The organism is Streptomyces sp. NPDC053542 (assembly GCF_044544685.1).
GTDB lineage: Bacteria > Actinomycetota > Actinomycetes > Streptomycetales > Streptomycetaceae > Streptomyces.
The window spans coordinates 279,649-305,059 of the sequence record NZ_JBITXL010000004.1 but is presented as its reverse complement, the minus strand read 5'-3'; the positions used below and the strand labels follow the sequence as shown (position 1 = coordinate 305,059).

Annotated in this window: 25 protein-coding genes; 6 read left to right on the top strand and 19 right to left on the bottom strand. The window is 74.2% G+C overall.

All coding sequences use genetic code 11. The features are described 5' to 3' along the window. Positions 1 to 20 precede the first annotated feature (20 nt). The 7 genes from paaB to paaN form a co-directional block, all read right to left on the bottom strand. The gene (gene paaB / locus ACIGXO_RS13080; RefSeq protein WP_399784641.1) at positions 21 to 368 is read right to left on the bottom strand and encodes a 1,2-phenylacetyl-CoA epoxidase subunit PaaB; all 348 of its coding nucleotides are present in this window, start codon (positions 366 to 368) and stop codon (positions 21 to 23) included. Then, entirely contained in the window at positions 365 to 1,399 is a 1,035-nt protein-coding gene (paaA, locus tag ACIGXO_RS13075) for a 1,2-phenylacetyl-CoA epoxidase subunit PaaA (RefSeq protein WP_399784637.1), read from the bottom strand. The genes paaB and paaA overlap by 4 nt, the downstream gene beginning before the upstream one ends. A 170-nt stretch (positions 1,400 to 1,569) precedes the next feature. After that, positions 1,570 to 2,433 carry an enoyl-CoA hydratase/isomerase family protein gene (locus ACIGXO_RS13070; protein ID WP_399784634.1) on the bottom strand — a complete coding sequence of 288 codons (864 nt, stop codon included), beginning with the start codon at positions 2,431 to 2,433 and terminating at the stop codon, positions 1,570 to 1,572. Beyond that, the gene (locus tag ACIGXO_RS13065) at positions 2,424 to 3,233 is read right to left on the bottom strand and encodes a 3-hydroxyacyl-CoA dehydrogenase family protein (RefSeq protein ID WP_399785634.1); all 810 of its coding nucleotides are present in this window, start codon (positions 3,231 to 3,233) and stop codon (positions 2,424 to 2,426) included. The genes ACIGXO_RS13070 and ACIGXO_RS13065 overlap by 10 nt, the downstream gene beginning before the upstream one ends. Positions 3,234 to 3,313: 80 nt before the next feature. Beyond that, the gene (locus tag ACIGXO_RS13060; protein ID WP_399784631.1) at positions 3,314 to 4,186 is read right to left on the bottom strand and encodes an enoyl-CoA hydratase/isomerase family protein; all 873 of its coding nucleotides are present in this window, start codon (positions 4,184 to 4,186) and stop codon (positions 3,314 to 3,316) included. Then, positions 4,183 to 5,418, bottom strand: a complete 1,236-nt coding sequence (locus ACIGXO_RS13055) for a thiolase family protein (RefSeq protein WP_399784628.1) — start codon at positions 5,416 to 5,418, stop codon at positions 4,183 to 4,185. Before ACIGXO_RS13055 ends, ACIGXO_RS13060 begins: the two co-directional genes overlap by 4 nt. Before the next feature lies 1 nt (position 5,419). Beyond that, positions 5,420 to 7,177 carry a phenylacetic acid degradation protein PaaN gene (gene paaN / locus ACIGXO_RS13050; RefSeq protein ID WP_399784624.1) on the bottom strand — a complete coding sequence of 586 codons (1,758 nt, stop codon included), beginning with the start codon at positions 7,175 to 7,177 and terminating at the stop codon, positions 5,420 to 5,422. 127 nt (positions 7,178 to 7,304) lie between these two features. Between paaN and paaI the strand changes: the two genes are divergently transcribed. From paaI to ACIGXO_RS13025, 5 genes are all read left to right on the top strand, one after another. Next, positions 7,305 to 7,682, top strand: coding sequence for a hydroxyphenylacetyl-CoA thioesterase PaaI (gene paaI / locus ACIGXO_RS13045; protein ID WP_363256649.1), 378 nt, complete (start codon positions 7,305 to 7,307; stop codon positions 7,680 to 7,682). A 5-nt stretch (positions 7,683 to 7,687) separates the two neighbouring features. Further along, positions 7,688 to 9,037: a phenylacetate--CoA ligase PaaK gene (paaK, locus tag ACIGXO_RS13040; RefSeq protein ID WP_399784621.1), complete on the top strand. Its 1,350-nt coding sequence runs from the start codon at positions 7,688 to 7,690 to the stop codon at positions 9,035 to 9,037. Positions 9,038 to 9,100: 63 nt separating this feature from the next. Further along, on the top strand, positions 9,101 to 9,718 hold the full coding sequence (locus ACIGXO_RS13035) for a TetR/AcrR family transcriptional regulator (RefSeq protein WP_399784618.1): 618 nt from the start codon (positions 9,101 to 9,103) through the stop codon (positions 9,716 to 9,718). A 288-nt stretch (positions 9,719 to 10,006) separates the two neighbouring features. Then, positions 10,007 to 10,390: a thioredoxin gene (gene trxA / locus ACIGXO_RS13030; protein WP_399784615.1), complete on the top strand. Its 384-nt coding sequence runs from the start codon at positions 10,007 to 10,009 to the stop codon at positions 10,388 to 10,390. Further along, entirely contained in the window at positions 10,383 to 10,979 is a 597-nt protein-coding gene (locus tag ACIGXO_RS13025; protein ID WP_399784611.1) for a histidine phosphatase family protein, read from the top strand. The genes trxA and ACIGXO_RS13025 overlap by 8 nt, the downstream gene beginning before the upstream one ends. A gap of 85 nt (positions 10,980 to 11,064) precedes the next feature. Here ACIGXO_RS13025 and ACIGXO_RS13020 read toward each other — a convergent pair whose 3' ends face one another. The 10 genes from ACIGXO_RS13020 to ACIGXO_RS12975 all read right to left on the bottom strand — a co-directional run bounded on the left by ACIGXO_RS13020 (position 11,065) and on the right by ACIGXO_RS12975 (position 23,792). Beyond that, positions 11,065 to 12,096 (bottom strand): rod shape-determining protein, encoded by a 1,032-nt coding sequence (locus ACIGXO_RS13020; protein WP_399784608.1) that lies wholly within the window; start codon positions 12,094 to 12,096, stop codon positions 11,065 to 11,067. A 130-nt stretch (positions 12,097 to 12,226) separates the two neighbouring features. Then, positions 12,227 to 12,877, bottom strand: a complete 651-nt coding sequence (locus tag ACIGXO_RS13015) for a hypothetical protein (RefSeq protein ID WP_399784606.1) — start codon at positions 12,875 to 12,877, stop codon at positions 12,227 to 12,229. Then, positions 12,861 to 13,694 (bottom strand): FkbM family methyltransferase, encoded by an 834-nt coding sequence (locus tag ACIGXO_RS13010; RefSeq protein ID WP_399784603.1) that lies wholly within the window; start codon positions 13,692 to 13,694, stop codon positions 12,861 to 12,863. Before ACIGXO_RS13010 ends, ACIGXO_RS13015 begins: the two co-directional genes overlap by 17 nt. Next, the gene (locus ACIGXO_RS13005) at positions 13,691 to 13,951 is read right to left on the bottom strand and encodes a Trm112 family protein (protein ID WP_399784600.1); all 261 of its coding nucleotides are present in this window, start codon (positions 13,949 to 13,951) and stop codon (positions 13,691 to 13,693) included. Before ACIGXO_RS13005 ends, ACIGXO_RS13010 begins: the two co-directional genes overlap by 4 nt. 77 nt (positions 13,952 to 14,028) lie before the next feature. Next, positions 14,029 to 14,781 (bottom strand): class I SAM-dependent methyltransferase, encoded by a 753-nt coding sequence (locus ACIGXO_RS13000; protein ID WP_399784596.1) that lies wholly within the window; start codon positions 14,779 to 14,781, stop codon positions 14,029 to 14,031. Next, on the bottom strand, positions 14,778 to 16,202 hold the full coding sequence (locus tag ACIGXO_RS12995) for a condensation protein (protein WP_399784593.1): 1,425 nt from the start codon (positions 16,200 to 16,202) through the stop codon (positions 14,778 to 14,780). The genes ACIGXO_RS13000 and ACIGXO_RS12995 overlap by 4 nt, the downstream gene beginning before the upstream one ends. Then, positions 16,199 to 20,737: an alpha-(1->3)-arabinofuranosyltransferase family protein gene (locus tag ACIGXO_RS12990; RefSeq protein WP_399784590.1), complete on the bottom strand. Its 4,539-nt coding sequence runs from the start codon at positions 20,735 to 20,737 to the stop codon at positions 16,199 to 16,201. Before ACIGXO_RS12990 ends, ACIGXO_RS12995 begins: the two co-directional genes overlap by 4 nt. Then, positions 20,734 to 21,459, bottom strand: a complete 726-nt coding sequence (locus ACIGXO_RS12985) for a class I SAM-dependent methyltransferase (RefSeq protein ID WP_399784588.1) — start codon at positions 21,457 to 21,459, stop codon at positions 20,734 to 20,736. The genes ACIGXO_RS12990 and ACIGXO_RS12985 overlap by 4 nt, the downstream gene beginning before the upstream one ends. A gap of 7 nt (positions 21,460 to 21,466) precedes the next feature. After that, on the bottom strand, positions 21,467 to 22,651 hold the full coding sequence (locus ACIGXO_RS12980) for a glycosyltransferase family 4 protein (protein WP_399784585.1): 1,185 nt from the start codon (positions 22,649 to 22,651) through the stop codon (positions 21,467 to 21,469). A 106-nt stretch (positions 22,652 to 22,757) separates the two neighbouring features. Beyond that, the gene (locus ACIGXO_RS12975) at positions 22,758 to 23,792 is read right to left on the bottom strand and encodes a DUF3068 domain-containing protein (protein WP_399784582.1); all 1,035 of its coding nucleotides are present in this window, start codon (positions 23,790 to 23,792) and stop codon (positions 22,758 to 22,760) included. Between the two features lie 270 nt (positions 23,793 to 24,062). On the opposite strand from ACIGXO_RS12975, the gene ACIGXO_RS12970 reads away from it, so the two are divergent. Further along, positions 24,063 to 24,209, top strand: coding sequence for a hypothetical protein (locus tag ACIGXO_RS12970; RefSeq protein ID WP_399784579.1), 147 nt, complete (start codon positions 24,063 to 24,065; stop codon positions 24,207 to 24,209). Positions 24,210 to 24,262: 53 nt separating this feature from the next. On the opposite strand, the gene ACIGXO_RS12965 is transcribed toward ACIGXO_RS12970, so the two are convergent. Both ACIGXO_RS12965 and ACIGXO_RS12960 read right to left on the bottom strand, forming a co-directional pair. After that, positions 24,263 to 24,886 carry a DsbA family protein gene (locus tag ACIGXO_RS12965; protein WP_399784577.1) on the bottom strand — a complete coding sequence of 208 codons (624 nt, stop codon included), beginning with the start codon at positions 24,884 to 24,886 and terminating at the stop codon, positions 24,263 to 24,265. Between the two features lie 4 nt (positions 24,887 to 24,890). After that, entirely contained in the window at positions 24,891 to 25,388 is a 498-nt protein-coding gene (locus tag ACIGXO_RS12960) for a MarR family winged helix-turn-helix transcriptional regulator (protein ID WP_399784573.1), read from the bottom strand. Positions 25,389 to 25,411: the final 23 nt, after the last annotated feature.

The window sequence follows — 25,411 nt, the reverse complement described above, 5'->3', positions numbered from 1 at the left end:
CCTGCTCGCGGGCCGGCGGGCTAGATGTGCGGGACGTCCGCGGGGATGTCGTAGAAGGTCGGGTGGCGGTAGACCTTGTCGCCGCTGGGCTCGAAGAACGGGTCCTTCTCGTCCGGCGTGGACGCGACGATGTGGTCGCTGCGCACGGCCCAGAGGGAGACGCCTTCGTTGCGCCGGGTGTAGAGGTCCCGGGCGTGCGTGAGCGCCATCCGGTCGTCGGCGGCGCGCAGCGACCCGACGTGCACGTGGTTCAGCCCGCGCTTGCTGCGTACGAAGATCTCGTACAGCGGCCACTGAGCCTTGGGGTGTTCCGCCTTGGGATCTTCCGCCTTGGGGCGGCCGGCTGCCCGGTCCTGGGTCTCGCTCATGCGGCGTGCTCCTTCTCTTCCCCGCGGGCCCGCTCGGCCGCCCGGCGGGCCTGCTTGGCGGCGTGGGCCGCCGCTGCTTCGCGCACCCAGGCGCCTTCCTCGTGGGCCGTGCGGCGCCGGGTCATCCGCTCGGCGTTGCAGGGCCCGTCGCCCTTGATGACCCGCATCAGCTCGCTGAAGTCGGGGGTGCCGAAGTCGTGGTGACCGCGCTCCTCGTTCCACTTCAGCTCGGGGTCGGGGAGGGTGACGCCGAGCTTCTCGGCCTGCGGCACGGTCATGTCCACGAACTTCTGCCGCAGCTCGTCGTTGGAGTGCCGCTTGATGCGCCAGGCCATCGACTGCGCGGAGTTCGGTGAGTCGTCGTCCGGCGGGCCGAACATCATCAGGGACGGCCACCACCAGCGGTTCACCGCGTCCTGGACCATCTCCTGCTGCGCCGGCGTGCCCTGCATCATCGTCCGCAGCAGCTCATAACCCTGCCGCTGGTGGAACGACTCCTCCTTGCAGACCCGCACCATGGCCCGCGCGTACGGGCCGTACGAACTGCGGCACAGCGGGACCTGGTTGCAGATCGCGGCGCCGTCCACGAACCAGCCGATCACGCCGACGTCGGCGAAGGTCGGGGTGGGGTAGTTGAAGATCGAGGAGTACTTCTGCCGGCCCTCGATCAGCCGGTCGGTCAGGTCGTCGCGGTCCGCGCCCAGGGTCTCGGCCGCGGAGTACAGGTACAGGCCGTGGCCGGCCTCGTCCTGGACCTTCGCGAAGAGGATCGCCTTGCGGCGCAGCGAGGGGGCGCGGGTGATCCACGCGCCTTCCGGCTGCATGCCGATGATCTCGGAGTGGGCGTGCTGGGCGATCTGCCGGATCAGCGTCCTGCGGTACCCCTCCGGCATCCAGTCCCGCGGCTCGACGCGCTGGTCACGGGCGATCGTGCGGTCGAAGTGCGCCTGGAGAGCGGTCTCCTGGAGATCGGGCTCCTGAGGCGGCGCGGCCGCGGTGTCGCCCGGTGACGAGGATGCAGAGCTTGGCATGTCCATCCTTCCCAACCGACCGTTCGTTCGGTTACTTAGTCTCGTGTATCGCGGCGTGTATGGCAAGAGGCGGCTGCGAATCTTTCGGGGGCTGCTGCCCGAGGGGACGCTTCCCGGGGACGGCTGCGCTTTCGGGCGGTCTTCGGGGCGGTCCCGGGCTTGTTTCTCGCTCAGCGGCCTTCGAAGACGGGGCGTCCGCGGTCGAGGAAGGACCGGACGGCCGCGCGATGGTCGTGGGTGGCGCCCAGGGCGGCCTGCGCGGCCGCCTCACGGTCGAGTACCTCGGCCCGTGCGGCGCCGGGCGCCTCCCGCAGCAGCCGCTTGACCTGGGCGTACGCCAGGGTCGGGCCCTGGGCGAGGCGGCCGGCCAGCGCCCGGCCCTCGGCGGCGGCCGTGCCGTCGGGGACCACGCGGTGCGCCAGCCCCCACTCCAGCGCCTCGTCGCTGCCGAAACGGTCACCCAGCAGGAACAGCCCGGCCGCCCGGGACGGCCCGACGGCCTCGGCCAGCGACGCGCTCAGCCCCGTGTCGGCGGCCAGCCCGATGCCCGTGAAGGCCGTGGCGAACCGGGCCCCGGCCGCCACCACGCGCACATCGGCACAGAGCGCGAGCCCCAGCCCCGCGCCCACGCACGCGCCCTCGACGGCCGCCACGACCGGCTGGGGCAGCGCGCGCAGCGCCAGTACGAGCGGGTTGTACTCGTCGGTGACCGTGGCGAACGCCGACGCCGGGTGCTCCTCCAGCGCCCGGGCGTGCTCCTTGAGGTCCTGGCCCACGCAGAACGCCTTGCCCCGGGCGGTGAGCAGCACCGCCCGTACGGCGTCGCCCTCGGCCGCGACCCGGCGGACCGCGGCCAGCAGGCCGTGCTTCATGGTCACGTCCAGGGCGTTGCCCGCCTCCGGGCGGTCCAGCTCGATGACGGCCACGCCGTCCTGGAGACGGCAGGCCACGCCGTGGCCGACTGCCTCACCGTGGTCGGTCGTCTCGCCGTGGCCCGCGGTCTCGTGGGGTATCTCCGAAGGGCTCACTCCCATGTGTAGAACCCCTGTCCGGTCTTGCGGCCCAGCTCGCCGCGGGCCACCTTCTCGCGGAGCAGCGCGGGCGGCGCGAACCGCTCGCCCAGCGTGGAGTGCAGGTACTCGGCGATCGCCAGGCGGACGTCCAGGCCGACCAGGTCGGTCAGCTTCAGCGGGCCCATGGGGTGCTTGTAGCCCAGGCTCATCGCGGCGTCGATCGCGGCGGGCTCGGCCACGCCCTCCTCGACCATCCGCACCGCCTCCAGGCCGAGCGCCAGGCCCAGCCGGCTGCTGGCGAAGCCGGGGGAGTCCTTGACCACGACGTCGGTCTTGCCGAGCGCGTGCGTCCAGGCCAGCGCCGACTGCAGCGTGGCGTCCGCGGTGTCCGGGGCGACGACCAGCTCGATCAGCGCGGAGGCGGGCACCGGGTTGAAGAAGTGCATGCCGAGGAAGCGCGCCGGCCGCCGGAGCGCCGTGCTCAGCTCCGTGACCGAGAGCGAGCTGGTGTTCGTGGCCAGGACCGTGTCGTCGGACACCGCCCGCTCCGCCGCCGCCAGCACCTTCGCCTTCAGGCCGGCGTCCTCGGGCACCGCCTCGACGACCAGCCGGACGTCGCCCGGCAGCTCCTCGGGGGAGGCGACCGTGGTCACCCGGGCCAGTACCGTCTCCGCCGGCTCGGCGAGCTTGCCGCGCTCGGCGGCCCTGGCCAGCCCGGTGGCCACCCGGTCCAGCGCGGCGGCCGCGGCCTCGGCGCCGCTCTCGACGACCGTGACCCGCGAGCCGGCCGCCGCGAACGACTGGGCTATGCCGGCGCCCATCCGGCCGCCGCCGATCACGGCCACCGCCTCCGGCGCTGCCTCCGGAGCCGCGTTCGCCCCGGCCTCCTTCGCTGCCGCGCTCACGACCGCTCTCCCTTCTCCGCGAGGCCGCTCTTGTCCGAGCCGCTCTTCTTCTCCACGCCCCTCTTTTCCGGGCCGCTCTTCTCCAAGAAGCGCGTCATCCGGTCCTTCTTGTCCTGCCCCTCGAAGAGCACCGCCTGCGCGAGGTCGTCGGCGACGGGATGCGCGCCGGGCGCGTCCACCACGAGCTTGGTCAGCCGCAGCGCCGTCGCCGAGGAGCGCGCCATGCGGTCCAGTACGGCGTGCGCCCGGTCCAGCAGCTCGTCGGCCGGGACGACCTCCATGACCAGGCCCGCGGCGAGCGCCGCCGACGCGTCCAGATTCCGCCCGGCGAGCAGCACCTGCTTGGCGACCGACTCGCCGACCAGCTCCGGCAGCCGCCAGGACGCGCCGGCCGCGGCGAGGATGCCCAGCCCCGGCTCCGGGTTCCCGAACACCGCGTCCGGCCCGGCGATCCGCAGGTCGCAGGCGTAACTCAGCTCCGCACCGCCGCCCAGCGCCCAGCCGTCCACCGCGGCCAGCGTCGGCATCGGCAGCCGCCGTACCCGCTCGAACAACCGGCTGTTGATGCCGCGCAGCGCGTCGTCCCTGCCGCGGCGCAGCAGCTCGGCGATGTCCGCGCCGCCCGCGAAGACGCCGCCGTGCCCGGTGAGCAGCAGCAGCCTCGGGTCGCGCTCCAGCAGGTCGCAGACGGCGTGCAGCTCGGAGATCATCAGGCCGCTGAGGGCGTTGCGCGCCTCGGGCCGGTACAGGGTCACCACGACCCGGTCGTCCCGCTCCTCCACGCGCAGCGTCTCGTACGGCCCGACCGCCGCAGTACGGCCGTCGTCGGCCGCCGGCCGGCCCGGAGCCGTCGCTGTCGTCTCGCTCATATGCGCTCCACCAGCATCGCGACCCCCTGTCCGACGCCGACGCACAGCGTCGCCAGGCCCTTGCGGGCGTCCTCGCGCTCCAGGCGGCCCAGCAGCGTCAGCAGGATGCGGGCGCCGGAGCAGCCGAGGGGGTGGCCGAGCGCGATGGCACCGCCGTCGGCGTTGACCTTGTCCTCGTCCAGGCCGAGCCGCCGGGTCACGGCCAGCGACTGGGCGGCGAAGGCTTCGTTCAGCTCGATCGCGCCCAGCTCGGAGATCTTCCAGTCCGCGCGGGCCAGCGCCTTCTCCGTGGCCGGCACCGGGCCCAGCCCCATGAGGTTCGGCTGGAGGCCCGCCGAGGCGGAGGTGACGATGCGGGCGCGAGGCGTCAGCCCGTACCGCCGCACCGCCTCGGCGCTGGCCACCAGCAGCGCGGCCGCGCCGTCGGAGAGCGGCGAGGAGGAACCGGCGGTCACGACGCCGCCCTCGCGGAAGATCGTCCGCAGCGTGCCGAGCTTGTCCAGGGTCGTGCCGGGGCGCGGTCCCTCGTCGCGGGTCACCTCGGTCTCCTCGCCGCGCTTGGCCTTGACCGGTACCGCAACGATCTCCCGGTCGAAGTGGCCGGCCTCCTGCGCGGCGACCGCCCGCTGGTGGCTGCGGAGCGCGAAGGCGTCGCACTCGGCGCGCGTGATGCCGTCGAGCGCCGCGACCTCCTCGGCGGTCTCGCCCATGGAGAGCGTCGTCTTGGCCGTCTCGGGGCCGGACCCGGCCACCTCGCGGTCGGCCGCCGCGAACCTGGGGTTGGTGAACCGCCAGCCCAGCGACGTGTCGTGCACCTCGCCCGGCTTCGCCCAGGGGGTGCCGGGCTTGGCCATCACCCAGGGCGCGCGGGTCATCGACTCCACGCCGCCCGCCACGACCAGGTCCGCCTCGCCCGCCCTGATGGCCTGCGCGGCCGAGGCGACGGCGGTCAGACCGGACGCGCACAGCCGGTTGACCGTGTATCCGGGGACGGTGTGCGGCAGGCCGGCCAGCAGTACGGCCATCCGCGCCACGTCGCGGTTGTCCTCGCCGGCCTGGTTGGCCGCGCCGAGTATGACCTCGTCGACCGCCTCGGCCGGGGCGCCGGCGCGGCGCACCGCCTCGCCGACCACCAGGGCGGCCAGATCGTCGGGGCGTACGGAGGCCAGCGCGCCGCCGTACCGGCCTTGCGGCGTACGGGCGCCGTCGACCAGGTAGACCTCGTCGGACACGTCAGCTCTCCTCGGTGGCGGTGGCCGCTTCGGGGGCCACGTGGCGGCGGGACTGGAGCACGTCGAACCGGCCGGTGACGAAGGCCGAGTCGGTCAGCGTGGCGGACGCCGCCGGATTCGCCGCGCTGCCGTGGAAGTCGCTGAACGCGGCGGTCTGGTTGGGGAAGACCGCACCGGTGAGGTTCTCGGAGAGGTGGACGCCGGCCTCCAGGGCGGCGGCTCGGGTGGCCTCCAGGACGTCCTCGCCGGTGGCGTGCACGGTGGCGGTGAGCGCGCCGTGCGCCCGGACCGTCTCGGTGAAGAGCCGCAGGCTGTGCTCCGTGGAGTCGGTGGCGATCACGAACGAGACGGGGCCGAACCACTCGCGGGTGTAAGTCCCCGCGTCGGCGGCCGCGTCCAGCAGCGCGACGTGCGGCGTGCTCAGCGTGGCGCCCTCGTACTCCGGGTGGTCGACCGTCTGCGAGGGGTGCACTGCCTGGCCCAGACTCGCCGCCTCGGACAGGCGTGCGCGCACTCCGTCGTTGACGAGCGCGCCGAGCGTGCCCGCCGCCCGCTCCGGGTCGCCCAGCAGCTTGTCCAGCGCGCCCGCCAGGTCCTCGGCGAACTCCGCGGCGGTGCGGGTGCCCTGGTCCGTACGGATGCCGTCGCGGGGCACCAGCAGGTTCTGCGGGGTGGTGCACATCTGGCCGCTGTACAGGGAGAGGGCGAAGGCGAGGTTGCGCAGCAGGCCCTTGTAGTCGTCGGTGGAGTCCAGCACGACGGTGTTCAGGCCGGCCTTCTCCGTGTACACGACGGCCTGGCGGGCGTGCTTCTCCAGCCAGTTGCCGAATTCCTTGGAGCCGGTGAAGTCCACGACCCGGACATCCGGGTGGAGCGCCAGCTCGGCGGCGGTGCGCTGGTCGGCGGTCTCGGCGGCGAGGAGGACCACGTCCGGGTCGAAGCCGGCCTCGGCCAGCACCTCGCGGGCGATCCGGACGGTGATCGCCAGCGGGAGCACGGCGCCCGCGTGCGGCTTGACGATCACAGGATTGCCCGTGACCAGGCCGGCGAAGAGGCCCGGATAGCCGTTCCACGTGGGGAAGGTGTTGCACGCGATGAGCAGGTTCACCCCGCGGCCCACGGGGGTGAAGGTCTTCTCCATGACGAGCGGCTCGCCCTTGCGCTGCGGCTTCGTCCAGCGCGTGACCGCCGGGAGCTTCTTCTGCTCGGCCCAGGCGTACGCCACCGCCTCCAGGCCGCGGTCCTGCGCGTGCGGCCCGCCCGCCTGGAACGCCATCACGAAGGGCTGGCCCGTCGTGTGGTGCACGGCGTGCGCGATCTCGAAACTCGCCGCGTTCAGCCGGGACAGGATCTCGGCGGCGACGCCCGCGCGGACGTCCGGCGTGGCCGCGCGCCAGGCGGGCGCCGCCGCCTTCGCCGCGGCCACCGCCTCCTCGGGCGTGACCCGCGGGTAGTCGACGTCCAGCGGCAGCCCGTACGGAGAGCGCTCGCCGACAGCGACCGTGCCGCTCTGCGGATGGCCGGGGAGCTTGAAGGCGGAGCCCAGATGGGCGCGGAAGGCGGCCTCGCCGGCGGGCGCCGCCTCCGGGCCGTACACCTTCGGGCTCGGCGACTCCGGGTGCGGCGACCAGTGGTCCCGGTCACCGGCCGCGGCGACGGCGCGCTCCAGCAGGTCCTTGTGGCGGGGGAAGAAGTCGGTTCGATCAGTGGCGCGACCGGAGGACCGGTCGGTGGCTCGGTCAGTGACGCTCTCGGACAAGGCAGTCCACCTCTTGACAGGCACTTCAGATGCTGATTGTTTAACCGCGTCGTAACGCTAACCGAATGTTCGGTCGGGCAGCAAGGGTGGTTGATGGCCTGTGGATAACTCCGGTTCCGCTCAGCGGATGTTCGCCGCGGACCAGGCGTCACAGCGGCTCGGCATCGAGCTGCTGGAGGCCGGCGAAGGGTCGGCCCTGCTGCGTATGACCGTGTGCGAAACCATGGTCAACGGGCACGGCATCGCCCACGGCGGCTACCTCTTCCTGCTGGCCGACACGGCCTTCGCCTGCGCCTGCAACAGCCACGGCCCGGTGACCGTGGCCGCCGGCGCCGACGTGACCTTCGTGGCGCCGGCCAAGCAGGGCGACGTCCTCCTCGCACGGGCCGAGGAGCGCACGCGGTACGGCCGGAGCGGCATATACGACGTGAGCGTCCAGCGGGGCGGGGAAGTCATCGCGGAGTTCCGGGGGCGAAGCCGCGTGATCCGAGGTGTGGAGGAATGAGCAGCATGAGCAGCAATCCGACGGCCGCGGCGGCCGGACGCCGGAAGACCGGCACCCCGCTCCCCGACGAGCTCCTGGATGCGGGCGAGCGGCTGAGCCGCGACGAACTGCGGGCGCAGCAGCTGAAGAACCTTCAGGCCACGCTGCGGCACGCGTACGACAACGTGGAGCTGTACCGCAAGAAGTTCGACGCGGCCGGCGTCCGCCCCGAGGACTGCCGCAGCCTGGCCGACCTGGCGCGCTTCCCCTTCACCACCAAGGCCGACCTGCGCGACACGTACCCCTTCGGGATGTTCGCCGTGCCCATGGCGGACGTCCGCCGCCTGCACGCCTCCAGCGGTACGACGGGCCGCCCCACCGTCGTCGGGTACACCGAGGCCGACCTGGACATGTGGGCGGACGTGTTCGCCCGCTCGATCCGCGCGGCCGGCGGCCGTCCGGGCCACAAGGTCCACAACTCGTACGGATACGGCCTGTTCACCGGGGGGCTCGGCGCGCACTACGGTGCCGAGCGTGCCGGCTGTACGGTCATCCCCGCCTCCGGGGGCATGACCGCCCGTCAGGTCCAGCTCATCCAGGACTTCCGGCCCGAGATCATCCTCGTCACGCCCTCGTACATGCTCACCCTCCTCGACGAGTTCGAGCGGCAGGGCGTCGATCCCCGTACGACCTCCCTGCAGATCGGCATCTTCGGTGCCGAGCCGTGGACCGAGGAGATGCGCCGCGAGATCGAGGAGCGGATGGACATCCACGCGGTCGACATCTACGGCCTGTCCGAGGTCATCGGCCCGGGCGTGGCACAGGAGTGCGTGGAGACCAAGGACGGGCTGCACGTCTGGGAGGACCACTTCTTCCCCGAGATCGTCGACCCGGTCACCGGAGAGGCGCTGCCCGACGGCGAGGAGGGCGAGCTGACGTTCACCTCGCTGACCAAGGAGGCGCTGCCGGTCATCCGGTACCGCACCCGCGACCTCACCCGGCTCCTGCCCGGCACGGCCCGCCCGAACTTCCGGCGCATCCAGAAGGTCACCGGGCGCTGCGACGACATGATCATCCTGCGCGGGGTGAACCTCTTCCCGTCCCAGATCGAGGAGATCGTGCTGCGCACCCCCGGGGTCGCCCCGCACTTCCAGCTGGAGCTCTCCCGGCGCGGCCGGATGGATCACCTGACCGTACGGGTCGAGGCGCGCGCCGACGCCGGTACGGAGGCCCGCGCGGCGGCCGCGGCGTCGATCGCGAAGGGCGTCAAGGACGGCGTCGGCGTGACCGTGAGCGTCGACATCGTCGACCCGGAGACGCTGGAGCGCTCGGTCGGCAAGATCAAGCGCATCGTGGACGTGCGCGAACGGGACTGACGCCCGCCGGGCCCGGTACGGGCGCCCGCCCGTACCGGACGCGGCCCGTGTCACAGTGAGGGCATGATCAGACGACCCGACCGGAACCCGGGGGCACGGCAGGGCCGGACCACCTACGACCGCGACTCCCTCGTGGAGGTCGCGGTCGCGGTGTTCAACGAGCGCGGCTACGACGGCACCGGCATGGAGGAGCTGGCCCGCAGGCTGGGCATCAGCAAGTCCTCCATCTACCACCATGTGTCCGGCAAGGAGGAGCTGCTCGACCTGGCCGTGGGCCGGGCCCTGGACGCGCTCTTCGCCGTACTCGACGAGCCGTGCGGGGAGCACGCGGACGCCACGGCCCGCCTGGAGCACACCGTACGCCGCAGCGTGGAGACGCTGGCCGCCGAGCTGCCCTACGTGACGCTGCTGCTGCGCGTGCACGGGAACAGCGAGGCGGAGAAGCGGGCTCTGGAGCGGCGGCGTGACTTCGATCACCGGGTCGCCGAGCTGGTGCGGCGGGCGGCCGCCGAGGGCGGGGTACGCGGTGACATCGATCCGGGACTGATCAGCCGGCTGCTGTTCGGTACGGTCAATTCCCTGATCGAGTGGTACCGCCCGGACGGCGGGCTGTCCGTGCCGACGCTGGCCGACGCGCTGGCCACGATGGTCTTCGACGGCCTACGGGTGCAGCGGGACTGACCGCTCCATGGCGCGGCGCCGGCCACCTGGTGCTGGGGTACTGCCGACCCCCGTGCGGGAGCACGGCGGGCCCCGGTGCGGGGCCGCGACACGCCCGGGCGTCGGCCCATCCCCGATCGGGCCGAATGCGTATGTCTAGGACGGCGCAACGTGGGCAGGGGTGCCGGACGGCCGCGTGGCGCGGGATGCGGAGCACGGTATGTGGGTCACCCTGGTGGAATACGTCCCTCCGCGTCCCCTGTTGACGCGGCTGAACACCGACGACCGGACCGGAAGCAGGGAAAGCACATGAGCACGGTAGAGCTCACCAAGGACAACTTCGACGAGATCGTCTCCGGGAACGACTTCGTCCTGATCGACTTCTGGGCCGAGTGGTGCGGTCCGTGCAAGCAGTTCTCGCCGGTCTTCGAGAAGTCCTCCGAGAAGCACGGAGACCTGATCTTCGCCAAGGTCGACACCGAGGCGCAGCCGGAGCTGGCCGCGGCCTTCCAGATCCAGTCGATCCCCACGGTGATGATCGTCCGCGACAACATCGCGGTCTTCTCGCAGCCCGGCGCGCTCCCCGAGGAGGCCCTGGAGGACGTCATCGGCCAGGCCCGCAACCTGGACATGGACGAGGTCCGCGCGTCCGTCGAGGAGGCCCAGAAGGAGCAGCAGGGCGGCGGTGAGTGAACTCCTGCTGATCCGGCACGGTGAGACGGACTGGAGCCGTTCGGGCCAGCACACCAGCTGGACCGACCTCCCCCTCACCGAGCGCGGTGTCGAGCAGGCCCGTGAACTGGGCCCGCTGCTCGCCGGCCGGCGAGTGGCGCTGACCCTGGTCAGCCCGATGGCCAGGGCCCGCAGGACCGCCGAGCTGGCCGGTCTCACCGACGCCGAGGTCGACAGCGACCTGGTGGAGTGGGACTACGGCGGCTACGAAGGCGTGCGCACGGTGGACATCCACCGCACCCGCCCCGAGTGGTTCCTGTTCACCGACGGCGTCACCCCCGGCCCCGAGGGGCATCCGGGCGAGACGCCCGAACAGGTGGGGGCGCGCGCCGACCGCGTACTGGCCCGGCTGGCGCCGCGGCGGGCCGCGGCCGACGGAGATGTCGCGCTGGTCGGACACGCGCACTTCCTGCGCGTGCTGGCCGCCCGGCAGCTGGGGCTGCCCGCGTCCGCGGGCGCGCTGTTCACCTTCGAGACGGGGGCGGTCGGCGTGCTCGGCACGGAACACGGCCGCCCCGCGGTCGTGGCCTGGAACACCCGGACGCCCTAGAGGGGCAGCCCTCGCCGCATACGTACGGAGCCCGCGCGCCTTCTGGTGCGCGGGCTCCGTCGTCTCTCTTTGCGCGGTGCGCGCTTCAGGCGGTCAGCGGCGCCAGCTCCAGAGGGGAGACCTGGCCCTCGATCATCGCGGCCAGCCCCTGTACGGCGCAGGTGTCCGGGCGCTCGGCCACCTGGACGGGCATCATCGTGCCCTGCCGGATCATCGGCTCCAGGCCCGGGATCAGCGCGCTGCCGCCGGCCAGCATGATGCCGCGCTCGGCGAGGTCGGCGACCAGATCGGGCGGGCAGCGCCGCAGCACTTCACTGATGCCGTCGAGGACGCCGGTGAGCCGGGCGGCGATGGCACGCCGTACGCGTTCGGGGTCCACCACGACGCAGCGGGCCTCGCCGCTGACCACGTCCCGGCCGTGCACCTCCACGGGGGCCGGTTCGGGCCCGTCGTCACCGGCGAGCGCCAGGTGCAGCGGGCGGATGTTCTGGCTGGCCACCATCAGCTCGTGGTGCAGCCGCAGATGCTGTACGACGGCGTGGTCGACGGCCTCGCCGCCTACGGGGACGGTCTGGGCGGCCACGATGGACCCGAGGGACAACACGGCGACCTGCGTCGTGCCGGCCCCGCAGACCACGATCATCGTCGCTTCCGGCTGTTCGACCGGCAGTCCGCAGCCGACGGCGGCGGCCACCATCGTGTCGACCAGTTCCACCCGCCGGGCGCCGAGCCCGGTGAGCGTCTCCACGGCGGCCCGCTGGGTCAGCGGCTCGCTCCCGGCGGGCAGGCAGACCGCCGCCCGCATGGTGGGTTTGCGCCGCCACGCGCGGCGCAGTTTGTCGCCCACGAGCTGCCGCAGCAGCCGTTGGGCCATCTCGATGTCCACGATCGTGCCGTGGCAGACCGGGCGGACCACCCGGATGTGGTCGGGTGTCCGGCCCGCCATGTACTCGGCGCGGCCGCCGACGGCTATGAGCGCGCCGGTACGGCTGTTGACGGCTGTGACGGTCGGTTCGTCCACGATCAGGCCGTGGTTCTTCACGTACACCCGGGTGCGCGCCGCGCCGAGGTCGACGGCGACCGAGCAACGACGCAGCTGCCCAACGCTGGTGGTCATGGGATTCCTCCGCGGGTGGGCCGATAGGGGCAGGAGCGGCAGCACACCTCTCGACCGTCATCCTTCTGCCGTACGCGTCCGGCTGCCCGCTGAACGGGGCCGTGCGAGTGGCGTCGCGCCGTCCTCCCCGTCAGTCCAGCAGCCGTTGCAGCAGGCCCCACGTGAACTCCGCGACCCGTGGCCCGGGGCGGCCGGAGGCGGCGTCCGGAGCGGTGAAACCGAGCCGCCACCGGGTGGGCGCCGAGCCCTCCATCGGGCGGGCCGGGGGGAACGCACGTGCGACCTCGTCGACAGTGCAGGACCACGGCACCAGGTCGTCGGCCGTTCGGAGTACCGGGCCCGGCGCGTCCGGGGCGCGGATCAGCCACTCGTTCCACACCGCGCCCCCGGGCGCGGTCAGCACCTCGAAGCGCAGATCGGGCCAGAGCGGTACCGGCCAGGTCAGCGCTCGGCACGTCAGGTCGCCCACCTGGCGAGCGGTGTCGGTCTCCGGAGGGCCCAGGACCGAGCGGTAGCGCTGCAGGGCGCCGCGCGACCGGGGCGAGCGGCTCATCGCCTGCCAGCGGCGGTTGGCCTCGCGCATCTCGGGGCGGGTCACGCCCAAGGTCCGCAGCGCGTCTTCCACCAGGCCCGGCTGGTGGTCCGCCATGCGGCGCAGCAGGACCAGCTGGAAGCCCAGCCGGCCCGGCACGCCGAGCGGCCCCTGCGGCCCTCCTCCGGGCTCCTGCAGCCGGCTCCGCGGTTCTTCGGGTGGGGGTCCGGGCTCATCCGTAGGGCTCATGCCGCACATCGTCGCGCAGTACGGGGCGGGTGGCGGCCGGGTTCGTACGGTACGTGGGGTCACCGGGGCCGTGGCCGCGCGGCAGGAAGAGCACGGAGTTGACGTAGCGGCGGTGCGGAACCAGAGTGCGGCGCAGCAGCCCGTGCTCGGCCACATAGGACGTGCGGGCCTGGTGCCCCGGGAGGTCGAAGGCGGCCAGGGGGAGCCAGCGGTCGCCGGGCAGCACCCAGCCTCTGTAGTCCCGCGCCGCGATCCACTCCAGGATCGGCCCGAGCGGCTGGATGCGTGTCTCCAGTTCGACGAAGAGGGCGGGCCGGTACCGCTCGACGGTGCGTTCGGCGCCGCGCAGCACCGCCGGCTCGGCGCCGTCCACATCGATCTTGATGATCGTCACGTCGGACAGCTCCAGGTCGTCCAGGGCCACGCACCGCACCTCCAGGGCGCTGCGGTGCAGCCGGCGGCGCACCAGCGAGGAGACGCCGCGGTCGCCGCGCCCCCCGGAGGGCAGCCATAACGTGGCGGTCCCCGAGCGGTCGCCGGCCGCGGCCCGCACGACCTCGACGTTGTCGGGCGTCACGGCCGCCAGGAGCCGCGCCAGGTGCGGTACCGGCTCCAGGGTGACCACCCGGTCGGCGCGGCGCGCCAGATGCCGGGCCCAGGGCCCGTACCAGCCGCCCACGTCCACGGCGGTGCCGCCGGGCCGGCAGAAGTCGGAGAGCCGGCGCAGCTCGGGCTCGAAGCGCGGGTAGAGCAGCGTGGCGGCGGCGGAGACCAGCCGCGGGGGCAGGTGCGGGGCGAGCCGCGCGGCGAGCGTCACGGCCGGGCCCCGCCTTCGGAGGCGTCCGCCGCACCGTGCGCCCCGCCCGCTGCCTGCATACGGGACAGCAGCCGCTCGTGCTCTTCGGGGGAGACCTGCTCCCCCGAAGAGGGCAGCAGCTGCGGCACACCGTCCAGGATCGGGTAGCGGCGGCGCAGCCGGGGGTTGTAGAGCACGTCCTCCGCGGCGATCAGGGCCAGCGGCCCCTTGTCGAGCGGACAGGCGAGTATGCGCAGCAGCGGGTCGTCCGGTTTCATGCGTCAGCTCCCTCGTACGAGTGCGGTGGCGGAACGGTGCTGGCCGGCGGCGGGTACCGGTCCACGGCGCGGCACGGTTACCGCCCCGCCCGACGGGCGTGCACCAGCAGGATGGACGCCAGCGACGGGAACCGGCAGAGCGCCCGGTCCAGCGGCCGCAGCGGGCGCGGCACATCGTGGTACGGCGCCCCCGCCATCCGTACGACCTCGAACCCGGCAGCCGTCAGGAAACCGCGCAGCGCACGGGCGGTGTAGAGCCGCAGATGGCCGACGACCTGGCTGCCCGGGCGGCCGTGGATGCCGCGCAGGCTCACCTCCGAGAACACCGGCTGCACGCCGGCCAGCAGCAGGCCGCGGTTGTACCAGGCGGCGAGATTGGGCGTGGAGAGCAGCAGATGGCCGCCCGGGCGCAGAACGCGGCGCAGCTCGTCGAGGGCCGCGTCGGGGTCGACGAGGTGCTCGACGACCTCGCTGAAGAGCACGGCGTCGGCCACCCCGTTCCCGAAGGGCAGCCCGGTGCCGGTGAGTTCGCCGCGCACGGCATACGGGATGCGCGTCGCCGCGCGGCGCAGCGCGTCCTGTGACCAGTCGACGCCCACAATGCGGTGACCGGGCAGGTACGGCGCGGCGGTGGCCGCCGCCGACCCGTCGCCGCAGCCGACATCGAGGATGGTGGCCGGGGGCCGACCGTCCTCTACCGGGCCGAGCGCCCGCGCGAGCATCAGCGCCTGCCGCCGCGCCCGTTCGGCCCCGGAGGCGACGGGCACCAACGGGTTCTCGTAGAAGGACCGCAGGCCCTCGAGACCGTGCCATGCGCCTGCTGTGGTCATGCGCCGCTCCAGGAGGTCGCCGCCAATGACTCCTCGAAGAGCGCGTACAGGGCGGCGCCCGCCGCGTCGTCCAGCAGCGCCCGGGACCAGCGCAGGCTCAGCTGTATCCGGCCGCCGGTGGAGACGGTGGCGAGCGACAGCCCGCGCGGCATCCGGGCCGGCGCGGAGAACCACACCCCGGTGGCCCGGCCCGCGTCGCCGAAGTCGAACGGGTACGGCACCCGGCCGATGTTGGAGAGCAGGGCGGTGGACGTCCAGGGCGCGGCGGTGGCCCGCGCGCGGCGGGTGACGGCGGCCCGTACGCCGACCGGCAGCACGGGGGCGGTCAGGACGGCGCCCGCGAGCCCCAGGGGGCGGCCCGGCGTGGCCTTGAGGGCGCGGGTGCGGGCCGCGGTGCGGCGCAGCAGCCGGGCGACCGCCGCCGGGTCCGGCGGAGCGGAGGCGGCGGCCGAAGCCGCGTCCCGGAGGTCCGCCGGTCCGAAGCGCACCTGGACCAGCCGTGTCCCGTTGCCGAGCGGCATCCCGGCACCGCGCGGCCGGTCGTCGACCGGCATGGTGAGCACCACGGGAGCGGCGGGTGTGCCGTGCAGTCGGTTCCAGCGGGTCACCATCAGGAAGGCGGCCACGAGGAGTTGGTCATTGACCGTGTGCGCGGAACGCGCCGCCCCGGGAGCGCCGGGCGGGCGGTCCGGTACGGGCAGTTCGGCCAGGAGCATGCCGTTGCCGTTGCCGGGGGCCGTGCCGGCACGGTCGGCGGCGATGCGGGCCGGAGGGCGCAGCGCGGTACTTAGGGGTGCCGCGCCGCTCCTACGGGTGCGCCGGGCGGCCGGGGCCGGGACGCGTAAGGGAGCCGGTGCGGGAGAGTTGGCCGCGCCGCCGTACAGCTCGGCGGTGGTCGCCAGCAGGCGCAGGCAGGACGGGGCGTCCAGCGCGGTGTGGTGGGCGGTGAGGAGCAGCACGGTGCCGGTGTCCGTACCGGTGGCCCGTTCGATCACCGCCAGGCGTACGGGCGGCCCGGCGTCCAGGGGCGGGCACTCGGCAAGTGCCCGCTCCCGGGCGCGGTGCAGCGTCCCCGGGTCCGGCCCGGAGAAGGACACCGGAGCCGGGTCCGGTGCGCCGGCCGGCTCCCATACGTATCGCCGGTGCCACCAGCGCACGGGGGCCTGCCGCAGCAGCGCCCTCGGGTGCCGCGCCAGCGCCCGCCCGAATGCGGCGCGCAGCCGCGGGTGGTCCACGCGTTCCGGCAAGTGCACCTCCACGTGCACGGTCTCCGGCTCGGTCTCCTGGGCGCAGTGCCGGGCGATCTCGTCCACGAGGGAGAAGGGGGCCGGGCGGGGCGGTGGCACGGCGGTGCGTGGCGCCCTGGGCGGGTGCGGGGGCGTCTCGGGCGCCTCGGAGGGCATGCGGGTGATGGGGGTCATGGGCCGGGTTCCTCCCCGTCCTTCTCCTCGCGCGGCTCGTTGTTGCGCGCCTCGCCGGCGCGCTTCTTGCGGCGCGGCAGCGGAGGCCGCGGCGTCTCCTCCTGGCGGAGCGGCGGCTGCTCCTCGGGAGGCGGCGTCTCCTCCTTCGGAGAGGGAGGCTGCTCCTCCCGAGGGGGCGGCTGCTCTTCAAGTGGCGGTGTCTTCGTCTCCGGAGGCGGTTCCTCCGTGGGGACGGGTGGCAGGACCGCCGTGTCGTCCTCGGAGCCCGGCGGGACGCCGCCGTCGGCCGGGAGCGGCCGGGTGGGGGCGGGTTCCTGGCCGGGTGCGCCTGCCTCAGCCGCACCCTCCTCCGGCTCCGGTTCCGGCGCCTTCCGCTTCCGGCGCAGTCGCCACGACGCCGGCCACAGCCGGCCCGGTGGCACCGTCACCAGCGCCGCCGCCAGGGCGAACAGGGCGAGGGCCTGGGCCGGGGCGCTGAACGGGCCGCGGCCGAGCGAGGCCGGGAGGCCCGCCCCGAAGGACGCGACGACGCCGGCCGCCGCCATCGCGAGGAAGGCGAGCGGCGCGAGGGCGCCCGGGCAGGCGCGGGCGAGCAGCGCGAGCACCGGTACTGCCGCGGCGTACGGTCCGGTGGCGAGGGCCAGCACGGCGGTGAGCACGACGACGCCGAGCACCCAGGAGGGCGCGGGCGGCGCCACCGGTACCGGCGCCTCGCCCGCCTCGCGGTGCCGCCCTATCAGCGCGCACGCCGCCACCAGGAGCACGCCGACGGCCCCGAGGATCAGCCCCAGCCGGTACTGCGCGGCCGGCGCGTAGTACAGGTGGACCGTGCCGCCCCCGCCGGCCGGGATCAGGAACGCCTGCTGCCAGCCGTCCACCCGCAGCGGAGTGAGCGGGCGGCCGTCCAGGGTGGCGCGCCAGCCGTCGTTGGCGTTCTCGTACGTCTGGAGGTAGACGGCCCGCCCGGGGCCGACGTAGGCGTCCCGGCTGTCGCCCGACCAGTCGGCGCCCGCGATGACCCGGCGCGGCGCGACGGCCGTCGGCGCCGGGCTGCCGCGGCGGAGCGTCACGTCGGTCAGCGCGAGCGGCCCGCGGCCACCGGCCTCGACGCGGTGCCGCCCGGCGGGCAGGACGACCCGGCCGCCCTCCGCACGGCACAGCTCGACCTTGACGGGGCGGCGCTGCACCAGGTCGCGGACCAGGCCGGAGGACTTGGTGGGGTACGGGACGCCGTCGATGGTGAGGTCCGGGCCGCGGCCACAGGGGAGCGAGAAGCGCGCGTCCCGTGGGGGCGGCGGAGTCCGGTACTTCTTGAGGGCCGGGAGGTAGATCTCGCTGAGCCCCACGGGCAGTTGGAGCGGCCGGCCGGCGACGGGGTTGTGCAGGGTCAGCGGCGCGACCCGGGAGACGGTGATGTCGAGGCGGTCGGTGGTGATCGGGTCGAAGCGGGCCGTGCCGTTCTCGTCGACCCCGGCGGTGGCCGCTCCGTAGGGGGAGTTGATCAGGATCTGTTCGGGGCGCGCCGAGATGCCGCCGGCGGCGCCCAGCACAATGGTGTCGATCTTCTTCTTGCCGGGCCAGCGCAGATGGACCGTGGGGTCGTCCCCGGCGATCCAGGCAGTGGTGAGATCGCCGTCCACGAGGTTGCGCGGGCTGAGCGACCGCCCCGTACTGCTGGTGGAGTCGGCGGTGGCCGTGATCCGGCGGCGCTGTTCGGGCGCGGCCTTCGTGAGCAGCGCGTCCAGGGCGCGGCCGGGGACGGCCAGCGCCTGGGCGGAGACCCGGTACGAGCCGTCGGCCCCGGTACGGAACTGGCGGCGCAGCCCGGTCTCCGCCGAGCCCGGGGAGAGCCCGCCGGGGTCGCTGCCCCGGTGCAGCGCGTACGTGGTGGCGGGCGCGTCCGGATACGTGGAGTCCGCGGGGAGCCGGAGGAACCGGGTGACCCGGACGCCGGGAAGGGTGACCTCGGAGATGCCCGCGCCGGAGACCCCGGGGCGCGGCTGTTCCGCCCCCACGAGGGTGATCTTCAGCCACTTCGCCCGCCCCGGGGGCGCCTTGACCGGCTGCCGCCGCCCGTCGGTGCGGAGTTGGCTGACCGCGCTGCCGCGGTCCGTGGTGACGCGTACGGCCGTGGGAGCGGCGCGCAGCCCGTCCCCGGCCAGCGGGGTCAGCGAGAGCGTCGCGGGGACGTCCACGGGGCGGCTGAAGGCGATCCTCAGCCACTGGCCCACCGGTTCGCCCGCGCTGCCCTCCGCCCAGGCGGTGTCCGGGTCGCCGTCGAAGGCGTGCACCGGGTCGTACTGCGGGAGGTGGAAGAGCCAGCTGCCGCTGGAGGACGCGGTGACCCTGCGGGCGCCGCGCAGTACGGCGGTGGTCTGGTGCTCGATGCCGTGGGTGGGCAGGATCTGGCGCGGCGGGCGGCCGGGGTCCTGCACGCTGTCCGGGCCGTTCCGCTCGCCGGGGGTGTACGTGTAGGACGTGTTGGTGTTGACCAGGCCGAAGCGGGTATCGGCGCGGCGCAGGCCGTCCCCGGTGAGCTGGAGCGCCGGGGTGTCGACACCGGGGTGCGCGTCGCCGGTCAGTACGGCCGGCCGGTCGCGCAGCCGGGGGTCGGCCGCGAACTGCAGCAGCGCCTCGGGGCCGCCGCTGAGCTGTGCGGTGTCGGCCGCGGCCCTGACGGTGACGGGACCGGGCCGCGGGGTGCCCACTGGCTCGTAGATCTCCACCGCGCGCTGCCTCGGGTACAGCCCCTGCACCTGGACCGGGGTGCCGGCCGCGATCCGGCCGCTGGTGGTCAGCGGCCCGAAGGAGGCCACCTTGCGGTAGCCGGACGTCACGAGGGTGCGCCGGACGGTCTGCGAGGGGACGTAGCCGAGCTGGTCGGGGTCCAGGTCGTTGCGCACCACGACGTTGTGGAGCCCCGAGCGGGCCAGGAAGCCGCGCAGGCCCGGCACTTGGGCCCCGGTCATCAGTGCCTGCTCCACGGCGTCCAGAGCGCGCCGTGAGCCCTTCGTGCCGAAGGGGACGAAGTCACGCTGCGCCCACCGGGATTCCGCGAGCACGTCCAGCGGCTGGTCGATGGGGGAGCCCCAGGTGTACAGGCCGTGCGCGGTGGCGGGGACGACCAGCGCGCGGTCGTCGGGGCTGTGCTCCTTCAGCCAGTCGGCGGTGCGCTGCCAGTGGGCGGGCAGCCGCGTGAAGGCACCGGACTGCAGGACCGTGCCGTTCAGGTAGGGCAGGGCGAGGGCCGGGAGCAGCAGGAACGCGACGATCAGGGGCACGTACCACCGGCCGCCGCGCACCGGGCGGCGCTCGCGCGGCCCGTATGCCGCGCCCGTGAGGTGCGTCAGCCCGTAGGCCAGCGCGAGGGCGAGGCCCGGCGCGAACTTGTAGACGTTGCGGAACGGCTGCAGCGGCCCGTCCAGCCAGGCTTGCACCCGCTCGTGCAGCGGGCCGCCCAGCGCGCCCCCGTACCCGGCCAGCGTGACCGCCACGACGGCCAGCACAGTCAGCAGCAGCCAGCGCCGCTCGGGCAGGTCCCGGCGGGCGAGCCCGGCCAGGCCCAGCGCGGCCGTGAGCACGGTGCCGAGCACCGTGAAGACCCCGGCGACCAGCGTCCAGCCGGCCGGCAGCCAGGGCTCGCCGAAGTTCAGGTACGCGACCCAGTTCCCGGCGCCGCGCAGCAGTTCGGTGGCCGACATGGTGGCGGTGGTGGTGTCGGCCTGCTCGATGTACGGCATGAAGTTCTCGCCGTGCAGGCCCAGGAGGAGCAGCGGTATCGACCACCACGCGGTGGCCAGCACCACGCCCGGCAGCCACCAGGCCAGGAGCCGCCACCTCCGGGAGCCGGTACGGGTGAGCACGTAGAGCAGCGCGGGCAGCAGCGCGGCGAGCGTGCAGGCCGCGTTGACGCCGCCCATGAAGGGGACCAGCAACGCCGAACGGGCCGCCGCCAGGCGCGCGGTGCGGTACGGGTCCGCCAGCGGCAGCAGGACCCACGGGAGGACCGCGCCCGGCAGCGCGGCCGCGGACGTGGAGCCGATGACGATGGTGAAGGCGGGCCACAGCGCATACGTGGCGGCGCCCAGCAGCCGGGACGGCGGGCTGCCCACCTTCAGGCGCTCGGCCAGCCGCAGCGCGCCCCAGAAGGCGGCGGTCACCACCAGGGACAGCCACAGCCGTTCGGCGATCCAGACCGGCAGGTGCGCCAGGTCGGCCAGCGCGTAGTACGGGAGCATCGGGAAGGCGTAGCCGATGTACTGGTCGGCGAGGCCGCCGAACCCGGCCCGGTCGTGCCACAGGCTCCCGAGGTCGACGAGGAACTGCCACGGGGCCAGCGCCACACCGAGCTTGGTCTCGAAGGTCATCCGGCCCGGCGACGGCGCCAGGAAGGCGACGAAGGCGGCCGCCCAGAAGGCGAGCAGCCAGCTCCGCCGCCGTGGCCGCTCCGGTGGCGGCCCGCCGGGCGCGGGCGTCGGGGTGCTCCCCGGGTCGGGGGAGCCCGGAGAGCGCGAGGTGGCGAGCGTCTGGGTCATGGCAACCGCCGGAGTATGAGAAGGAGGTTCCAGGTGGCGACCTCGCGTACGCCGGGCAGGCGGGCGACGGCGCCGGCCAGGAACGGCGCATAGCGGGACCGCGCGGCGAGCACCTCGATGTCCGGGCGGGCCCGTACCTGGCGCAGCGTGGGCCCGACATGGAGAGCGAAGAGGTTCTCACCGAGGACGTGCTTGGGGCTGCGCCCGGTGCGCCGCCGGTAGCGGTCGCGGGCCCGGCGCGCGCCCAGGTAGTGCCAGGGCGCCGTCTCGTGACCGCCCCAGGGGGAGAGCCAGTTGGTGAAGGCGACGTAGATCAGCCCACCGGGGCGGGTGACCCGCACCATCTCGCTGAGGAAGGTACGCGGGTCGGCGACGTGTTCGAGGACGTTGGAGGAGAAGCAGATGTCGGCGGCGCCGTCCGCGAGGGGCAGCAGATAGCCGTCTGCGCGCACCGCGCCTTCTGGCGGTGCGCCGCGCGCGTACAGTTCGGCCGGGTCCGGTTCGAGAAGCACCGCGAGCGCGCCGCGGCGGCGGAACTCCTCGGTGAAGTGCCCCGCGCCGCCGCCGACATCGGCCACCACGGCCCCGGCCAGCGGGGCGTACCGCTCGAGCTGGTCGGCCGCGTCCCGGGCGAGCAGCCCGTAACAGCCCTCGGGGTCGGTCTGCTCGTGCCGGAAGGCGCGGAGGAGGGCGAGGGACCTGCGCAGCGAAGGATCGCGCACCGCCGCTTCACCGCCCCCGTGCCGTGTACGCGGCCTCCGCGGCCACCGCGCGGAAGCTGCGGACCGTGGCGCTCCACCGGAAGCGCGCGGCGCGCAACTCGGCCGCGCGGCCCAGCGCGTGGCGGCGCTCCGGACTGAAGGCGAGCGCGCACCAGTGGGCGGCGAACGCGCTCTCGCCCCGTGCGAGCAGCCCGGTCACCCCGTCCTGTACGGAGTCGCGCAGCCCCGGTATGTCGAAGCCGACGGCCGGGGTGCGCCGGGCCGCCGCCTCCATGACCACCAGGCCCCACCCCTCGACCAGCGAGGGGTGCAGCAGCAGCCAGGAGCGGCACAGCAGCTCGTGCTTCTCCCGCTCGGTGACGCGGCCCGTGAAGCGGACGCCGGGGCCCGCCAGGGCCTCCAGGCGGCGCCGCTCGGGCCCGTCCCCGACGATGACCAGCCGGCCCCCGGTGACCGGCCGTACCTGCTCCCACAGCCGCAGGAGCAGGCCGATCCGCTTGTACTCGACGAGTCTGCCCATGGCCAGGAACAGCGGTTCGGGGGACTTCGGGAGCAGCGGACCCGGCTGCTCGACGCCGTTGTGCACCAGCCGGACGCGGTCCCGCGGCACACCCAGGCCGTGCAGCGCCTCGGCGGTCGACCCGGAGACCGCGACCATCAGATTGCCGCGGTGGGTGCCGGCCAGCGCCCACCGCTCCAGACGGCGGCCCAGGAAGGCGGCGGGGGCCGGGCAGCGCAGCCCCCACAGGTCGGTGTGGACGTGGTTGACCAGGCACAGGGTCGGGCCGCTGTGCCACAGGGGCGCCAGGTACGGCATACCGTTGCAGACCTCCACCAGCAGGTCGCAGCCGCCGACCCGGCGGGCGAACCGGCCGCGGGCGCGCAGGAAGTGGCTCGCGTCGCCGCCCGCCGAGATCACCCGGTAGCCGCGGTGCGCGGCCGGTCCGCCGCACAGCAGGGTGACCTGGTGGCCCAGGGCGGTGAGGCCGTCGGCGAGGCGGTCGACGAGCAGTTCGGAGCCGCCCGCCGCGGGGTTGCCGAGGTCCCGCCGGGCGAGGAAGACGATGCGGCGCGGAAACGGCTGTGGCGCCGTACGGGGCGGTCTGCGGGCGTGCGGGCGCAGAGGCTCGTGCCAGGGGCGTGCGGGCTCCACGGCAGGGGCGTGCGGCAGCGGTGGCACGTGCTGGGGCATCTGCGCTCCCACTCGTCTCAGGGTGCGGTACCCAGGGTGGGGGACGTACTGCGTACTGAGCCGTGCGGAACGAGCCGACCGGAAAGCGCCGGTGGCCCGAGGGCGGTCAGCGCGCGCCGCGCCCTCCCTCGGGGCCGGACGCCGGAGTGGCGAACTCCGGCCCCGCGCCTTCGGATTCGTCCGCACGAGGAGCGGACTCCGGCCGCGGCCGCCGCCCGATGGCGACCAGTACCGCGCCCGCCAGGGCCAGTACGCCGCCCGCTCGTGCCGCCCACTGGGGAACCGTCTCGCCGACGAGCTCCCGCTTCGTGGCGTCCGCTGCCGCCCGGGCCGCCTGGGCCCGGCGGGTGGCGGGCGTGAAGCGCAGCCGGTGGCCGTCCAGCAGCGTCACCACGTCCCGCTGCCCGCCGGGCGGCCGCAGCGTCCTGCGCGGCGAGGTCACCGCGTCGATGATCCGGCCGCTCAGCGGGTCGACGACCAGCTGGATCCCGGCGTTGGCGTACCACTCCTCGGCCTGGATCTGCGGCTGCCGCGGCCGGTCCACGAACCTGCCCGGCACCTGGCGGGTGCCGGTCCTGGCCGCCGGCACCGAGCCGGTGAAGACATAGCCCCGGTACCCCGCCACCCGCCGCGTCCCGGTGTACCGGAGCGGCACCGCCTCCCGGAGCGTGTCGTCCCACCACCGGTAGGTGCGCCGCTGCACATCGAAGGGGAACTTCAGGTACGCCTCGCCCTCGTAGCGCGCGGGGGACTCGGCACAGCAGTGCACCGGCGCGTTCGTCCGCCGGTCGGTGACCCAGCGCCCGGTGGTCCACAGGAGCGCCTTGCGCGGGTCCTTCAGGCGCAGCGTCCGCGGCGAATTAATGGTCGTGGACACGTCCCAGACGGCCCACCCCGTGCGCTCGCCGGCCGCCACGTCACCGAGCACGTGCCGGGTGATCGTGAGGCGGCCCTTTCTGGTCTCCAGGTCCTCGGTCTCGAAGTAGCGCCCGGTTCCGGTGAGCACCGTGGTGACGTCGACGTCCACCGGGGTCCGCTTCGCCTGCGGCTCGACGTACCAGGTCAGCATCGCCGCCAGTACCAGCAGGAACACGCCGCTGCCGAGCAGGACCAGGGACAGGGGTGAGGCAGTCTTCCGCATACGGGCACTCCTGTGAGGCAGGCGCGGGGCACTCCCTGAGAGCCCGTGCCGGGCTCCGAGCGGCACACCGTAGCGGCGGGCCCGCCGGGCCGGGCGCCGGTGCGCGGAGGTGGGCCGAACGGGCACGGAAGCGGGCCGAAACCGTACCGGCGGTCGTACTCCGCCCTGGGCCGGGGGCAGTAGACGCGCCTTGACACCCCGTCAGTGCCCGCCGAGACTCTGGGCGCCGCACACGGCGGCGAGGTACCACGACGAAGGGTCCGCCGCGCCATGCCACGACTGCTCGCCGCCGCCCTGACCTGCCTGGTCGCCGCCGCGCTGGCCGTCGGCGCGGGCCTCGGCGTCGTCGCCGTGCTGCACGCCACCCCGGAGCAGCCGAACGTCCCGCTGGTCACCTTCGAACGGACCGACGGATAAGGGGGCGAGGGCGCCGAGCGCCCCGGCACGGCGAGCGGCGCCGCGCCTACGGGTCAGCTGAAGTCCAGCTCCCCGGTGCGGGTCCGCTTCAGCTCGAAGAACTTGTCGTACCCGGCGAGCAGGCGGGCGCCGTCGAAGACCCGTACCGCCTCCTCGCCGCGCGGGATCGCGGACAGTACGGGGCCGAAGAAGGCCACGCCGTCGATGTGGATCGTGGGCGTGCCGACCTCGTAGCCGACCGGGTCCATGCCCTCGTGGTGGCTCGCGCGCAGCGCCTTGTCGTACGCGGTGCTGTGGGCCGCCTCGGCCAGCTCGGCGGGGAGTCCCGCCTCGGCCAGCGCCTCCGTGATCACGGCGTCCGGCTCCTCGCCGCGGCCCTCGTTGTGGATGCGCGTGCCGAGCGCGGTGTACAGGTCGCGCAGCACCTCCTCGCCGCGCAGCTGCGCCGCGGCGATGCAGACGCGGACCGGGCCCCAGCCCCGTTCGAGCAGCTCTTTGTACTGCTCGGGGAGGTCCTCGCGGCCTTCGTTCAGGACGGCCAGGCTCATGACCCGGAAGCGCAGGTCCAGGTCGCGGTGGCGCTCCACTTCCAGGATCCAGCGGGAGGAGATCCAGGCGAAGGGGCAGAGCGGGTCGAAGTAGAAATCGACGGCGGGGCGGCTGTTTCGGGCACTCATGGCCTCACCGTAGAGGCGCGGCGCCCTCTCCGGGGTCGGTACCGGCAGCGCCCGCCGAGTCCTCCGCGCCGTCGTCGGCGTCCATGCCCAGCATCCGCCGCAGCAGCTCCTTGAGCACCGTCCGTTCGGCGAAGGTCAGCCCTCCCAGGGGCTCGCGCGCGAAGCCGAGCGCGGCCCGTAGCTCCTCCGCCGTGCTCCGGCCCGCCTCGGTCGGCGCGGCGAGCTTCACGCGGCGGTCGGCCGGGTCGGGGCGGCGCTCGACCAGGCCGCGGGACTCGAGGCGGTCCACGATCCCCGTGACGTTCGACGGCTCGCACTTCAGGCGCTGCGCGATGCGGCGCATGGGCAGCGGCTCGTGTGCGAGGAGTCCCAGCACCCGGGCCTGGGCACCCGTGAGCGCGTGCTCGGCCGCCGCGTGCTCGTACTCCTCGTGGTAACGGGCGACGACGGTGCCGATCAGTTCCACGACCTCGAGGGTCAACGGGTCGGTGCGAGGCGTCATACGGATGAGGATACCCCGTTGCT